The organism is Pseudomonas sp. BF-RE-25 (assembly GCF_019956105.1).
GTDB lineage: Bacteria > Pseudomonadota > Gammaproteobacteria > Pseudomonadales > Pseudomonadaceae > Aquipseudomonas > Aquipseudomonas migulae.
On record NZ_JAHBDB010000051.1, the window covers coordinates 1 to 13,255 of the forward strand.

Annotated in this window: 13 protein-coding genes; 7 read left to right on the plus strand and 6 right to left on the minus strand. The window is 60.0% G+C overall.

All coding sequences use genetic code 11. The annotated features are described in order from the left end of the window. Positions 1-254, minus strand: a 254-nt coding sequence (locus KGB24_RS21530) for a hypothetical protein (protein ID WP_223474864.1), incomplete at its 3' end; no start/stop codon positions are given. A 297-nt stretch (positions 255-551) separates the two neighbouring features. Here KGB24_RS21530 and KGB24_RS21535 point away from each other — a divergent pair. The 4 genes from KGB24_RS21535 (at position 552) to KGB24_RS21550 (ending at position 5,319) form a co-directional block, all read left to right on the plus strand. Continuing rightward, positions 552-1,055, plus strand: a complete 504-nt coding sequence (locus tag KGB24_RS21535; RefSeq protein ID WP_008040133.1) for a hypothetical protein — start codon at positions 552-554, stop codon at positions 1,053-1,055. Positions 1,056-1,322: 267 nt separating this feature from the next. Next, positions 1,323-3,257 carry an ATP-dependent DNA helicase RecQ gene (locus tag KGB24_RS21540; protein WP_223416028.1) on the plus strand — a complete coding sequence of 645 codons (1,935 nt, stop codon included), beginning with the start codon at positions 1,323-1,325 and terminating at the stop codon, positions 3,255-3,257. 223 nt (positions 3,258-3,480) lie between these two features. After that, positions 3,481-4,707, plus strand: a complete 1,227-nt coding sequence (locus KGB24_RS21545; RefSeq protein WP_223416027.1) for a 3-hydroxyacyl-CoA dehydrogenase — start codon at positions 3,481-3,483, stop codon at positions 4,705-4,707. A gap of 180 nt (positions 4,708-4,887) precedes the next feature. Next, on the plus strand, positions 4,888-5,319 hold the full coding sequence (locus tag KGB24_RS21550) for an acyl-CoA thioesterase (protein ID WP_192226755.1): 432 nt from the start codon (positions 4,888-4,890) through the stop codon (positions 5,317-5,319). A gap of 70 nt (positions 5,320-5,389) precedes the next feature. Here KGB24_RS21550 and KGB24_RS21555 read toward each other — a convergent pair whose 3' ends face one another. The 4 genes from KGB24_RS21555 to KGB24_RS21570 all read right to left on the minus strand — a co-directional run bounded on the left by KGB24_RS21555 (position 5,390) and on the right by KGB24_RS21570 (position 10,404). Then, positions 5,390-5,875 carry a glycine zipper domain-containing protein gene (locus KGB24_RS21555; protein ID WP_008025043.1) on the minus strand — a complete coding sequence of 162 codons (486 nt, stop codon included), beginning with the start codon at positions 5,873-5,875 and terminating at the stop codon, positions 5,390-5,392. Between the two features lie 361 nt (positions 5,876-6,236). Continuing rightward, entirely contained in the window at positions 6,237-8,585 is a 2,349-nt protein-coding gene (locus KGB24_RS21560) for an FdhF/YdeP family oxidoreductase (protein ID WP_223416026.1), read from the minus strand. After that, complete coding sequence (gene fdhD / locus KGB24_RS21565) at positions 8,582-9,421, minus strand: formate dehydrogenase accessory sulfurtransferase FdhD (RefSeq protein ID WP_207285590.1); 840 nt, start codon at positions 9,419-9,421, stop codon at positions 8,582-8,584. Before fdhD ends, KGB24_RS21560 begins: the two co-directional genes overlap by 4 nt. A gap of 95 nt (positions 9,422-9,516) precedes the next feature. After that, complete coding sequence (locus KGB24_RS21570; RefSeq protein WP_008025038.1) at positions 9,517-10,404, minus strand: LysR family transcriptional regulator; 888 nt, start codon at positions 10,402-10,404, stop codon at positions 9,517-9,519. Positions 10,405-10,539: 135 nt separating this feature from the next. Here KGB24_RS21570 and lysM point away from each other — a divergent pair, with 135 nt between their 5' ends. Further along, positions 10,540-10,980, plus strand: a complete 441-nt coding sequence (gene lysM, locus KGB24_RS21575) for a peptidoglycan-binding protein LysM (protein WP_223416025.1) — start codon at positions 10,540-10,542, stop codon at positions 10,978-10,980. 119 nt (positions 10,981-11,099) lie between these two features. Here lysM and yrfG read toward each other — a convergent pair whose 3' ends face one another. Beyond that, entirely contained in the window at positions 11,100-11,762 is a 663-nt protein-coding gene (gene yrfG, locus KGB24_RS21580; protein WP_223416024.1) for a GMP/IMP nucleotidase, read from the minus strand. Positions 11,763-11,852: 90 nt separating this feature from the next. On the opposite strand from yrfG, the gene nudE reads away from it, so the two are divergent. Both nudE and cysQ read left to right on the plus strand, forming a co-directional pair. Next, positions 11,853-12,419: an ADP compounds hydrolase NudE gene (gene nudE, locus KGB24_RS21585; RefSeq protein ID WP_008025035.1), complete on the plus strand. Its 567-nt coding sequence runs from the start codon at positions 11,853-11,855 to the stop codon at positions 12,417-12,419. Beyond that, positions 12,416-13,243 (plus strand): 3'(2'),5'-bisphosphate nucleotidase CysQ, encoded by an 828-nt coding sequence (cysQ, locus tag KGB24_RS21590; protein WP_223416023.1) that lies wholly within the window; start codon positions 12,416-12,418, stop codon positions 13,241-13,243. Before nudE ends, cysQ begins: the two co-directional genes overlap by 4 nt. The last annotated feature ends 12 nt before the right edge of the window (positions 13,244-13,255 follow it).

Genomic DNA, 13,255 nt, shown 5'->3' on the forward strand with positions numbered 1-13,255 from the left:
AGGCGTTGGCGGGCGATGTCGAGGAGTTCGTTGCCGTCCTGGGTCAGCAGGTAGAGGGCGTTGACGATGTTGGGGATGTCGCTTGCGTCTGCCTGTTTGAAGCACAGGCAGTACAGGGTTTCGAGCAGGTCGCTGGCGGCGTGGATGCGTTGGCGGGCGGCGTCGAGGATTTCGTGTGGGTCGGCCTCGGTGTCGATGACCAGGACCGGGGTGTCGCTGTAGCTGCTTTTGAGGGGGCGGTAGCGGTCTTGCATCGGGGGCAGTCCTTTGGGAAGTCGGGCAGGCCGACACACTGTTTCAGCCGCGCCGAAAACTATGAAGGGGACGGCGTGCTGCGGCAATACAGCCGCAATCGACAGAATGTGTAGGGGATTTACTGGTCTTCGGGCATTGGCCCTACGTGATTCCCGAGGTTTTTTTCACCGAAACCCCTACTGGTGAAATTTCCTACGTGTTTATCAGGCGCGGCGCAGTAAACCTCTGTATGGTGCGCGCCAGAATCTGTAGGGCATTTCGAAAATGCCTGGTTAGGCACTTAAAGGGAATTAGGTATGCAGTGGCTACGTATGGCCTCGGTTTTGTTGTTGTGGGCGGGTGTTTGTCGTTTGACGGGCGCAGCCGACGCTGGCAGTTCGATGATGCTTGCCAACATGGCCCGCACCGGTTGGCCGGACGCCCTCACCACTCAGGCGAACATGGACACCGCGTCCCGTGCGGAGGTGTTGATGTTCGGCAAGGCGTTGCTGGCCAGCGAATCACTGGACGAGCAGGGGCTGAAACAGCGTCTGGGCGTGCAGGCATTGAAGCTCAAGTCTGTGCGACAAGTGCGTGATGGGTTGTGGGATCGGTTGCTGACCACCTACCGCAACGCCAGTCAGAACTGCGACGGCGAACCGTTCTGCCCGCGTGTGCGAAGCGTCGCTGATTTGCGTCAGTTGGCGGCGGCGTTCACCGGCGAAATCAGCCCGGCCCATGCGGTGTGGGCGAGCAAGAGCCAGGTGTTTCATGAGCAGATGTTGAATGAACAGCTGCGGGTGGCGGTGTTGGTGCCCTGAAGGGATCAACCATGATTTTTTGGTGAGGCTGCAGGCCTCATCGCTGGCAAGCCAGCTCCTACAAAAGGGCCAGGTGCGTAGATCAACTGTAGGAGCTGGCTTGCCAGCGATGGCGATCTACCGGTCGCCATTTTCCTCAAGCCCCGCCATCCCCCCCGCGCTATCCGCTGTATCATCCCGTATCGTTTTTGCCCCCGACCTTTTCTCGACTCGCTGCGATCACCGGCTAGGCTTTGGGCTTCGCAGCGGTCAACGGAGTGACAGCTTATGCACAACACCCTGGAACAGGTTTTCGGTTATCCACAGTTTCGACCCGGCCAGGAGGCGGTGGTCAGCGCGGTGATGGCCGGGCGCTCGGCGGCGGCGATTTTCCCTACGGGTTCAGGCAAGTCCCTGTGTTACCAGATGTCGGCGGTGTTGCTGCCGCACCTGACGCTGGTGGTCTCGCCGCTGCTCGCGTTGATGCAGGATCAATTGGCGTTTTTGCAGCGCCATGGCATTTCGGCAGGCAGTATCGATTCGGCTCAAAGCCGCGATGACGCGGGTGACGTGATGGCTCGCGCCAAGTCCGGCGAATTGAAGATTCTGATGATTTCCGTGGAGCGCCTGAAGAACGAGCGCTTCCGCAATTTCTTGCAGCAAGTGCCCATCTCGCTGCTGGTGGTGGACGAGGCGCATTGCATCTCGGAGTGGGGTCATAACTTCCGCCCCGACTACCTCAAACTTCCGGATTACCAGCGCCAGTTCAACATCCCTCAAGCGTTGCTGCTGACCGCCACCGCGACCCCGAAAGTGATCGCCGACATGGAGGCGAAATTCGCCATTGCCCCCCAGGATGTGGTGACCACCGGTTTCTACCGGCCGAACCTCAACTTGTTGGTGGAACCGGTGCGTGGTCAGGACAAACGGCGACGCTTGGTCGAATGGATGAGCGAGCGTCCCAACCAGCCGAGCATCGTCTACGTCACGCTGCAGAAAACCGCTGAACACATCGCCGAACACTTGGATCGCAACGGTATTCAGGCCGAGGCCTATCACGCCGGCTTGCCCCACGAACAACGCGAAGCCATTCAGAAACGATTCATGGGTGGCCAGTCCAATTGCATCGTCGCCACTATCGCCTTCGGCATGGGCATCGACAAGAGCGACATCCGCAACGTGGTGCATTTCGACCTGCCCAAATCCATCGAAAACTACAGCCAGGAAATCGGTCGCGCCGGGCGTGACGGGCAGCCATCGGACTGCCTGGTACTGGCCAACCGCGACAGCCTCAACGTGCTGGAAAATTTTGTCTACGGCGACACGCCGGAGCTGGAAGGCATCCGTCATGTGCTCGACGAATTACAAGCCGCCGTGCCCGAGGGGCATTGGGAGTTTCTGCTAGGGCCGTTGGCCGATCAGAGCAACATTCGCCAGTTGCCGCTCAAGACCTTGCTGGTGCAATTGGAGCTGCGCGGGATCATCGCCCCGCGTTACGCCTATTACGCTGAATATCGCTTCAAGTATTTGCTGGAGCCGGAAGACTTGCTCGCCCGCTTCGAGGGTGAGCGCAAGGATTTCGTCGCGGCCATCATCCAGACCTCCAGCCGTGCGCGGACCTGGGCGACGGTGAATTTCGATGCGCTGTACGAGCAGCATCAAGCCGAGCGCAATCGGGTGGTCAAGGCGCTGGATTACTTCCAGGAAAAGGGTTGGGTCGAGCTGGAAAGCAAGCAGATGACCGAGGTCTACAGCCTGCTGCAAACGGCATTCGACATTCAGGCGCTGAGTGCCGAACTACATGATTGTTTCACCCGGCATGAGCGCACCGAGATTGCGCGGATTCACGCCATGCTCGATCTGTTCGCCACTGACCACTGCCTGGGTAATCGCCTGGCCGAATACTTCGGTGACGAAAACTCGCCGCAGCGGTGCGGGCATTGTTCGGTGTGTCACGGGCACGTGGCGCGGCTGCCCGCACCGCCGGAGTTGCCGACGCTTGTGGATAAAAACTTCGAGGCGCTGTGTGGTGGTTTTATCCACAGGCACGAGCAGCACTCCGGCAGCATTCCTCCCGCTGAGCGGGTGACACGGTTTCTGTGCGGGATCAGCGTGCCGCTGTTCACCAAGCTCAAGGCTCGGTCGATTCCGGGGTTTGCGGCGCTGGAAGAGTATCCGTATGGCGAAGTACGGACTTGGGTTGAGCAACACCTCTCAGGCTGACCCGTACCTTTGTAGGAGCCGGCTTGCTGGCGATTAGGCCATCAGCCATTGCGATGACCTTGAGGACGCCTTCGCGGGCAAGCCTCGCTCCTACAGGGATGTCAGTGTCTGGCGGACGTGAATCCATCCGCTGAATGTCCCCCATCACAGGAATAAATTTCAAAAAAGCCGGGTGGCTGACTATGGTGGGGTCTGTCTTTGGATCGCCAATAAGAGAACAACTATGAGCCAGACACCGTTCAACATTCAGCGCGCTGCGGTCATCGGTGCGGGCACCATGGGCCGTGGCATTGTCATGTGCCTGGCCAATGCCGGGGTGCCGGTGCAGTGGGTCGATAACAATCCGCAGATGCTTGAGCAGGCACTGGCCACCGTGGCTGAGACCTACGCGCACAACGTGCGGCAGGGGCGGATTGATCAGGCTGAAGCGGATGCGCGCATTGCACGGGTCACGGCGGCTGCCGATTACGCAGCGATCCGCGAGGTCGATCTGGTGATCGAGGCGGTTTACGAAAACCTCGAGCTCAAGCAGAGAATCTTCCGCGAGCTGGATGGCCTGCTCAAGCCCGAAGCCATACTGGCCAGCAACACGTCGGCGCTGGATATCGACGCCATTGCCGCCGCCACCCGCCGCCCGAAACAAGTCCTGGGCCTGCACTTCTTCAGCCCGGCGCACATCATGAAACTGCTGGAAATCGTTCGTGGCGCACAGACTTCACCGGCGGTGCTGGAAGCCGCGCTGGACCTGGGCAAGCGCATGGGCAAGGTCAGTGTGGTGTCGGGCAACTGCGAGGGCTTCATTGGCAACCGCATGCTCAAAACCTACGTGCTGGAAGCACGCAAGATGCTGCTTGAAGGCGCTTTTCCCTATCAGGTGGATGCGGCGTTGCAGGGGTTCGGTTTCGCCATGGGGCCGTTCCGCATGTACGACGTGGTTGGTATCGACCTCGAATGGCGGGCTCGGGAGCTAGCCGGCAAGGGGCAGGATGCACCGCAGGTTCAAGTGGATAACCGTCTGTGCGAACTGGGCCGTTTCGGGCAGAAGAGTGGCAACGGCTATTACCACTACGAAGCGGGCAGTCGCCAGGCTGAGCACGATGTGCAGGTGGATGCGCTGGTGCTGGAGGTCAGCGAAGGATTGGGTTTCCAGCGTCGCGAGATCGGGCCTGAAGAGATTCTGGAGCGCTGCTTGCTGGCACTGGTCAACGAGGGGGCGAAGATTCTTCAGGAAGGGATTGCGGCGTCAGCGCATGACATCGATCTGGTGTACCTCAACGGTTATGGTTTTCCGGCGGACAAGGGCGGGCCGATGGCCTGGGCGGATCAGCAGGGGTTGGTGGATATTCATCAGCGGCTACTGCAGCTGGAAACCAAACAGGGTGACCACTGGCAGCCGGCGCGGTTGATTGGGGAGTTGGCGGCAGTGGGCAAGGGGTTTGGTGATAGGTGATTTATGTGGCGCCTGCAATGGCGCCTTCGCGAGCAGGCTCGCTCCCACAGTTTATTATCTGTGAACACAGAGTTTGTGGACGACCGAGATCCCTTGTGGGAGCGAGACCGGCTTGCCGGGGATGAACGATAACGCGGTTTTCGCCTTAAACTCGCAATCCAACTCCAGGAATCGACCCTGATGTCCAACCCCATGCCCCAACGCACCGACTACCCGCACTTCCAGCCCATCACCACGCGCTGGCACGACAACGATGCCTACGGTCACGTCAACAACGTCACCTACTACAGCTTCTTCGACACGGCGGTGAACACCTACCTGATCGAAGTCGGCGGCCTGGATATTCATGACGGCGAAGTCGTGGGGTTTGTGGTGAGCTCGGCTTGCGATTATTTTGCTTCAATCGCTTTCCCCGACCGGATCGAGATCGGTTTGCGCGTGGGCAAGTTGGGCAACAGCTCGGTGCAATACGAATTGGCGGTGTTCAAGGCCGGTGAAGACGAAGCCTGCGCCGCGGGGCGTTTCGTGCATGTGTTTGTGGATCGGGTGTCGAATCAGCCCGTGGCGATTCCTGCCGGGTTGCGCGGTGCGCTGGAGCGATTGGTGGTTTGAGGGGCAAAAAAAATCGCAGCCCTTGGGCTGCGATTTTTTTGATCTACCGGTAAACGAGGCGATTCAAGCCTCAGTCGTGATAGCGATGTTTGTGCTTGCGGTGGCCATAAGCATGGCCGCGACCCGGATGGTCATCCCGGTAATAGCGACGATCACCATGACCGCGATAGGAACGACGATCATCGTCATCATCATCGCTTTTGTTGCCCATGTAGTTACCCAGCGCGCCACCGGCGCCGCCGCCTGCTGCGGAGCCGATCAGGCTGCCGGTGGTGCCGCCCATGCTGCGACCGACCACGTTACCGCCTGCTGCGCCCAACGCACCACCAATGGCCGCTTCGCCACGGCTGCGTTTGTCTGCGCCGACTGCGCTACCACCCGCGCCGCCCAGGGCTGCGCCAATGGTTGAACCTGTGTTGCCGCCTAGCGATTGACCGACGACCGAGCCCAAAACCCCGCCCAATGCGCCGCCCACACCTGCTTCGGTGGTGCCTCCGGCAGAAGCGAAGCCACTGACCAGGCCAAGGGACAACAAGAGAATCGAGGAGAACTTCATTTGAGGAACCTCAAGGGGATGACGGCGCGATCCTGAGGCTGTGTCGTAAGGCTGACAATCGAAATCCGACGAGTAACACGACTTCAGCACATTTCTATAAGTTACTGTTTTTTAGCTGGAACTTAAGTGTTTTTCGCCGGTCTTTAGCTACTTCGGAATGGCCGTTTTTGTGAAAAAACGGCCTTTTTTGTGGGCGATTGGAAAGTGATTGATCCAGAAAATTCGTTGAATGATACACCGCATTCGCGAGCAGGCTCGCTCCCACAGTTGATCTTCAGTGAATACAAATCTTGTGTACGACTGAGATCCAGTGTGGGAGCGAGACCGGCTTGCCGGCGATGGGGCCAGATCAGTCGAAACTTTAGGCCGACTTCGCCAAAATCAACCCGATCTCACTCGCCGCTTCTAACCGGATCGCCACAAACTTCGACGTCGGCGTATGGCTGCCATCCCCAGTGCTCTCCAACGGCACCAGCGGATTCACTTCCGGGTAGTACGCCGCCGCTTGCCCCGCAGGAATATCAAACGCCAACAGCGTGAAGCCTTTTACCCGACGCTCACGGCCATCGTCCCAGATCGAAACGATGTCGGCCTTCTGTCCCGGTTTGAACCCCAGGCGAATAATGTCCGCTTCGTTCACAAACAACACATCACGCTGACCTTTCACGCCGCGATAACGGTCGTCGAGGCCATAAATGGTGGTGTTGTACTGATCGTGGGAACGCATCGACTGCATGATCAGGTCCGGCAACACGCCTGTGGAGCGCGTGCGCTCGTGCACCAGATCCTTGGGCAGGACGTTCGCACGGAAATTCGCCCGGCCCGACGCGGTGTTCCAGCGACGGGAACCGGCACTGTTGCCGAGGTAGAAGCCGCCCGGATTCTTGATCTTCTCGTTGAAGTCCTTGAAGCCCGGAATCGTATCGGCAATCAGGTCACGAATGCGCGAGTAATCGGCCACCAGCCAGTTCCAGTCCACCGGTTTGCTGCCCAGGGTCGCGGCGGCGATACCGGCGATGATCGCAGGCTCGGAGCGCATCTGGTTCGACAGCGCCTGCAACTGGCCGTTGGAGGCGTGGACCATGCTGAACGAATCTTCCACGGTCACCGCTTGTGGGCCTTCGGTCTGGATATCGATGTCGGTGCGGCCCAGGCACGGCAGGATCAGTGCTTCCTTGCCGTGAGCCAAATGGCTGCGGTTGAGCTTGGTGCTGATCTGTACGGTCAGGTCGCAGTTGCTCAGAGCCTGGAAGGTGCGCGTGCTGTCCGGAGTGGCCTGGGCGAAGTTACCGCCCAGAGCGATGAAGACTTTTGCACGGCCTTCGGCCATGGCATGAATCGCCTCGACCACGTTGTGGCCGTTTTCGCGCGGCACTTTGAACTGGAAGCGACGTTCCAGGGAATCGAGGAACGCCACCGGCGGACGCTCGTTGATGCCCATCGTACGGTCGCCCTGCACGTTACTGTGGCCACGCACCGGGCACAGGCCGGCGCCGGGGCGGCCAATGTTGCCGCGCAGCAGCATCAGGTTGGCGATTTCCTGGATGGTCGCAACCGAATGGCGATGTTGGGTGATACCCATCGCCCAGCACATGATCACGTTCTTGCCTTTGGCATACATGCGCGCCGCTTGCTCGATTTCCACGAGCGTCAGGCCGGACTGCTCGACGATTTGCTCCCACGGCGTATCGTCGACGGTGCCCAGGTACTCCAGCACGTTGACACTGTGTTCATTGAGGAAGTCGTGGTCGAACACGGCAGGCTCACCGGCTTTCTGCGCGTCGCGCTCCCATTGCAGCAGGAATTTCGCCATGCCGCGCAGCACCGCCATGTCGCCGCCCAGGGCCGGACGGAAATAGGCGGTGTTGGTCGGTTTGTCGCCGTTGGTGAGCATTTCGATCGGGTGTTGCGGGTGCTGGAAACGCTCCAGACCGCGTTCTTTGAGCGGGTTGATGCACACCACTTGCGCACCACGTTTCACGGCTTCACGCAGCGGTTCGAGCATCCGTGGGTGGTTGGTGCCGGGGTTCTGGCCCCAGACGAAAATCGCATCGGCGTGTTCGAAGTCGTCGAAGGTCACGGTGCCTTTACCGACGCCAACGCTCTGCGCCAACGCGACACCGCTGGCCTCGTGGCACATGTTCGAACAGTCAGGGAAATTATTGGTGCCATAGGCGCGCACGAACAACTGATAGAGGAAAGCCGCTTCGTTGCTGGCACGTCCCGAGGTGTAGAACTCGGCTTGATCCGGGCTCGACAAACCGCGCAGATGTTTGGCGATCAGGGTGAAGGCATCATCCCAGCTGATCGGTTGGTAGCGATCGGTTTCGGCGTTGTAGCGCATCGGCTCGGTCAGGCGCCCCTGATATTCAAGCCAGTAATCGCTTTGTTCCAGCAGCGAGGTGACGCTGTGTTTGGCGAAGAATGCCGGGTTGACGGCCCGTTTGGTCGCTTCCCAGTTCACCGCTTTGGCGCCGTTCTCGCAGAACATCACCATGCCCTTTTCCGGCGAATCGCCCCAGGCGCAACCCGGGCAGTCGAAGCCGCCGTTCTGGTTGGTCTTGAGCATGATGCGCAGGTTTTTCAGCGCGTTGTCGCTGGTCAACCAGGCCTGGGCGACGCTGATCAGTGCGCCCCAGCCACCGGCTGGGCCCTTGTAGGGCTTGTAGCGGGGGACGGGTTTCTGGTCGGCTTGACGGTGTTGACTCACGCTTGATTCTCCAAAGCCGGGCTGTAGACCCGCGGCGCATTCTTCTGTGGCAGATGGATAAGGTTCAGGTTGTGACGACGGGCCCATTGCACGGCAAGGCCCGTGGGCGACGACAGGCTGACCAGGGTCTGGATGCCTGCGCGCAGTACTTTCTGGATCAATTCGAGGCTGCAACGACTGGTGACGATCGCCAGGCCGCCAGTGGTCGGGATCTTTTGTCGGATCAGCCCGCCAATCAGCTTGTCGAGCGCGTTGTGCCGGCCAATGTCCTCGCGACCCAGCAGCAATTCACCCTTGGCGTTCATGAACACCGCCGCATGCACCGCGCCGCAATGCTGGCCGAGTGGCTGGAACGCGCCGATACGCTGGCGCAAACCGTCGAGCCATTCGGCGGGCGGCAATGGCGCACCGGGCAACACCTTGAGGTCTGGCAGAGCCTGTTCGACCGCTTCCACACCGCAGAGCCCGCAACCGCTGGTGCCGGCCAGTTGCCGACGTTGCTGCTTGAGGTTCCAGAAGGCGCGGTTGGCGATGGTTACTTGCGCGTACTGCGCCGACCCCGAACCGCTCAGTTGCAGGTCATAAATGTCGGAGGCGTCTTCGATGATGCCGCTGCCGAGGCTGAAACCGACGATGAAGTCTTCCAGGTCCGTCGGCGTCACCAGCATCACTGCCTGACTGATACCGTTATAGGCAATCGCCAACGCAACTTCCTCGGCGAGCGCGGTGCTGGCCGATTCGGTGTATTGAAAATCGCTGTAACTGTACGTTTGGCTGGCGGCGGGCGCGGGCGTTTCGAGGGCTGGCGCCGCGCAAACAGGACGCTTGGCGTTCATGGGGGCATCACCGACGGTTTAGTCAGCTTTAAGCCTATGCGCGACAAGTTGTCGCGTCTAATCGCTATTACTGATCTGCCGATAGATGGCGTCGATCAAGAGCTTGTCATTGATTGTTGGTAGATCGCGAAACAGGCCTCCGCCAACGCCGAGCGCGGTGCGCTGCGACGCATGATCAGCCCCAGCCGACCGAGGGTCTGGGCGTTTTCGATCGGTTGCAGGCGCAGATGGTCTGTGAGGTTTTCCAGGCCGCCTTCGAGCGGCATCACGGCGCAACACAATCCACCATGAACAGCTTGTAACAGTTGATGCACGGCATCGGTTTGCAACAACGGCTGTGGAGTAAGGCCGCGGCTGTGGAAATTGTGGTCGATGGACTGGCGGAAATGCATGCCGCTGGTGAGCATGCCCAGCGGCAGTTCGATCAGCGACTCCCAGCTCAGCGGCGCCTCACCGAAGGTGAAGAAGCGCTGATCGTAGAGCAGGCCCATGCGGGTTTCGCTGAACGCCAGGGAATCGAAACGTTCGGCGTCCAGACGCTCCAGGTACGACACGCCAAGATCCAGGCGATTGTTCGCCAGTTGTTCGAGGATCTGCTCGGAGCTCAGCGCCGAGAGTTCGAAGCGCAGGTTCGGGTGTTCGCCGTGCAAGCGTTGCAGCAGCGGCAGCGGGTCGAAACTCGACAACGGCACCACGCCCAGACGCAGCGTACCGACCAGGTTACCGCGACAGGCGGCGGCTTCGGCCTGCAAGCCGTCGTAGGCCGCGAGCACCGTGCGCGCCCACGCCAGCACCCGCTCGCCCGGCGCGGTGAAGCCTTCGAAGCGCTGACCACGGTTGACCAACGGTAACTCGAGTTCTTCTTCAAGGCTGCGCAAGCGCATGGACAGGGTCGGCTGAGTGACGTGACAACGTGCAGCGGCCTGACCGAAATGCCGGGTTTCGTCGAGGGCGATGAGGAATTTCAGCTGCTTGATGTCCATCTTCGCTCCAGGGCACGGGTAGGCCGGGATTCTAGCGCCTGGGGGCAAGCGGCGTCATTGGTCGGGTAGGAACCGGGTGTTGCAACCTTGGTCTAGGCTTTTGCGTCTGGAACCAAAAACCAAGGAGAGTGCACCATGAGTATTTTTAGCTTTGTGAAGGAAGCAGGCGAAAAGCTTATCGACTTGCTGACGCCGGGTAACGCCAATGCCAGCGAGCAGTTGAAGGAACACATCAGCAAGGTCGGCCTGGGCAATCCGAATGTGCAGGCGACGGTAGAGGGCGACAAAGTCACGGTGACCGGTGAGGTGGCGAGCCAGGAAGAGAAAGAAAAAATCCTGCTGGCCGTGGGCAATATTGCCGGTGTTGGCAGCGTGGATGATCAGATTGCGGTGACCGGACCTGCGGTCGTCGCCGCGAAATTTGTCACGGTCGTGAAGGGCGACACCCTCAGCGCGATTTCATTGCGCGTGTATGGCAATGCTAATAAATACAACAAGATTTTCGAGGCCAACAAGCCGCTGTTGTCCCATCCAGACAAGATTTATCCGGGGCAGTCGTTGCGGATTCCTGAGTAAGGCTCAAGACCGCGTTATGGCCTTCGCGGGCAAGCCTCGCTCCTACAGGTTATCGCCTCGTTCACGAACGACGCATAACCTGTAGGAGCGAGGCTTGCCCGCGAAAGGCGCGACTCGGTCTAAAGCCCCGCAATCAACTCCCGATAATCAACCACCGCCGCAAACTCCGCCGTGTCCTTCGGCCCTTTGCGGCTATCCGGCTCCTTCACCGCCAACAAATGCGCGACCCCAAAATCCCGCGCACTGCGCAAGATCGACAACGTATCGTCGATAAACAGACTGCGCGCCGGATCAAACCCGATATCCGCCTGCAATGCCTGCCAGAACTGCGGATTCTCTTTGGGAAAGCCGTAATCATGCGAGCTGATCAACCGCTCGAAATACGGCGCCAGTTCAATTCGTTCCAGTTTCAGTGACAGCGAATCCCGATGTGCATTGGTGATCATCACCACCCGCTTGCCGGCCTGCTTGATCGCCGCAAGGAACGTATCCGCGTCCGGGCGCAACGCAATCAGGTGCGCGGTTTCCAGTTTCAGCTCGCGCACCGGCAGCTTCAGTTCGGCGCTCCAGAAATCCAGGCAATACCACTGCAACTGGCCGGCATGGCGTTCAAACAGCGGCTGCAATTCCATCTCGGCCATGGCCCGGCTCACACCGTGCAAGTCGGCGTAACGCTGGGGCAAGTGTTCCAGCCAGAAATGGTTGTCGAAGTGCAGGTCCAGCAGCGTGCCGTCCATATCGAGCAGAACGGTGTCGATGTCTCGCCAGGGCAGCAGGGACATAAAAAACTTCTCCAGCGGTAAAAGAGATATCCGAGGTCAACAATCAGGATAGGCCGGGTATAGTAACGCGTTCACGCCAAGGAGCTTTTCATGCGCCAGAAACCCACCATCCTCGCCCGCGAGATTGTCGCCACCAGTCGCTTGTTCTGCGTCGAAGAGCTGAAATTGCGCTTTTCCAATGGCGTGGAGCGCACCTATGAGCGACTGGTCGGCAAAGGCGCCGGGTATGGCGCGGTGATGATCGTGGCGATGCTCGACGCAGATCACGCGGTGCTGGTCGAGGAATATTGCGGCGGCACCGATGAATACGAGATGTCGCTGCCCAAAGGTTTGATCGAGCCGGGTGAAGACGTGCTGGCGGCGGCCGAGCGTGAGCTCAAGGAAGAAGCCGGGTATGGCGCGCGACAACTGGAACACCTCACCGAGCTGTCCTTGTCGCCGGGCTACATGAGCCAGAAAATTCAGGTGGTGTTGGCCACGGAGTTGTACGAAGAACGGCTTGAAGGCGACGAGCCTGAACCGATGCGCGTGGACAAGATCAACCTGCGAGAGCTGTCGGCCCTGGCCCAGAATCCGAAATTCACCGAGGGCCGTGCCTTGGCGGCGTTGTACCTGGCCCGTGACCTGTTGACCCAGCGCGGGGTGTTCCTGCCATGAATTTCCCGCATCCATTGATGGCGCCGGTGATTGAACTGGCATTGAAGGCTGGCGACGCGATCCTGCCGTTCTGGCGCACCGGCACGACCGTGACCGCCAAGGCCGATGATTCGCCGGTCACCGCTGCCGACCTGGCCGCTCATCATCTGATTCTGGCCGGGCTGACCGCGCTGGACCCGAGCATCCCGGTGTTGTCCGAAGAGGACGCCAACATCCCGCAGAGCGTGCGCGCCGGTTGGCAGCGCTGGTGGCTGGTCGATCCGCTGGACGGCACCAAGGAGTTCATCTCCGGCAGCGAAGAATTTACCGTCAACATCGCGTTGATCGAGCAGGGGCGAGTGGTGTTTGGCGTGGTGTCGATGCCCACCAATGGACGTTTCTACGTCGGGGGTGCCGGTCTGGGCGCGTGGCGTGGTGATAAGGACGCCGAGCCGCTGCCGATTCAGGTTCGCACTGTGCCGGCCCCAGGCGAGGCCTTCACGGTCGTCGCCAGCCGTCGGCATTCGAGCCCTGAGCAAGAGCGCTTGCTGGCTGGACTGAGCGACAGCCTCGGCGAGCTGCAACTGGCCAATATCGGCAGTTCGCTGAAGTTTTGTTTGTTGGCGGAAGGGGCGGCAGATTGTTATCCGCGTCTGGCGCCGACTTCGCAGTGGGATACGGCGGCGGCCCAGGGTGTGCTGGAAGGGGCGGGCGGTGAAGTGTTGGAGTTGAGCGGAAAGCCGTTCAGCTATCCGGCGCGGGAATCGCTGTTGAATGAATTTTTCCTGGCGCTGCCAGCCAAAGCTGCCTGGCGCGAAAAGCTGCTGAAGCTCGCTACCTTGTAGGAGCCGGCTTGC

Bases quoted from the DNA above. Each gene is read 5' to 3' on its own strand.
- KGB24_RS21535 (WP_008040133.1), top strand. From the start codon at position 552: ATGCAGTGGCTACGTATGGCCTCGGTTTTGTTGTTGTGGGCGGGTGTT.
- KGB24_RS21540 (WP_223416028.1), top strand. From the start codon at position 1,323: ATGCACAACACCCTGGAACAGGTTTTCGGTTATCCACAGTTTCGACCC.
- KGB24_RS21545 (WP_223416027.1), top strand. From the start codon at position 3,481: ATGAGCCAGACACCGTTCAACATTCAGCGCGCTGCGGTCATCGGTGCG.
- KGB24_RS21550 (WP_192226755.1), top strand. From the start codon at position 4,888: ATGTCCAACCCCATGCCCCAACGCACCGACTACCCGCACTTCCAGCCC.
- KGB24_RS21555 (WP_008025043.1), bottom strand. From the start codon at position 5,875: ATGAAGTTCTCCTCGATTCTCTTGTTGTCCCTTGGCCTGGTCAGTGGC.
- fdhD (WP_207285590.1), bottom strand. From the start codon at position 9,421: ATGAACGCCAAGCGTCCTGTTTGCGCGGCGCCAGCCCTCGAAACGCCC.
- KGB24_RS21570 (WP_008025038.1), bottom strand. From the start codon at position 10,404: ATGGACATCAAGCAGCTGAAATTCCTCATCGCCCTCGACGAAACCCGG.
- lysM (WP_223416025.1), top strand. From the start codon at position 10,540: ATGAGTATTTTTAGCTTTGTGAAGGAAGCAGGCGAAAAGCTTATCGAC.
- yrfG (WP_223416024.1), bottom strand. From the start codon at position 11,762: ATGTCCCTGCTGCCCTGGCGAGACATCGACACCGTTCTGCTCGATATG.
- nudE (WP_008025035.1), top strand. From the start codon at position 11,853: ATGCGCCAGAAACCCACCATCCTCGCCCGCGAGATTGTCGCCACCAGT.
- cysQ (WP_223416023.1), top strand. From the start codon at position 12,416: ATGAATTTCCCGCATCCATTGATGGCGCCGGTGATTGAACTGGCATTG.